Here is a 581-nt window from a genome sequence, read left to right as displayed (position 1 = left end):
ATATTATAAGGTACATCCCCTGATTTTCTCTCGTGATAATTTATCTCGATTTTATTCTTTGCAATTATCTGAGCATATCTAAGAATATCTTCAATACTTGTTCCGACTCCGGAACCTACGTTATAAACTTCATTCCAATTTTGAGATTGCATCAGTTTTTCGACAATTTCACAAAAGTCATCTATGTGAATATAATCTTTACAAGTAGTTATATTTCCATAAATATCCATTGATTTTCCAATAATCGCATTTCTTAATGCAACGCCAATAATTCTCTCAATTTTCTGATACTTACCATAAACATTTGCTGGACGCAAGATAAGGAATTTAAATTCTGGATCTAGCCTAGAAGCGAACTCCAAATAGTGTTCACATGACTCTTTCATCCAGCCGTAAAAACTTACGGGGGATATATCATGCGTTTCTTTAATCGGAGCATCGGCTACGCCATAAATAGAGCCTCCAGATGATATATAGATAAGTTTCTTGACAGCATGCATTTTCATAACGCTTATTAGGTCAATAAATGCAGAAAGATTAGTTGCTAACACATCTTGTGAAGAACCCAGTTCATCCATTGC

1 protein-coding gene is annotated in these 581 nt (G+C 34.4%); it reads right to left on the bottom strand.

Annotation, left to right across the window (positions count from 1 at the left end; translation table 11 throughout):
* Positions 1–581 (bottom strand): NAD-dependent epimerase/dehydratase family protein (locus AC1DUO_RS26085; RefSeq protein ID WP_477989640.1); only part of this gene is annotated, 581 nt, incomplete at both ends.

It is taken from the genome of Rahnella sp. P4_A8 (assembly GCF_056402435.1).
This window is presented reverse-complemented; position numbering and strand designations above follow the sequence as displayed.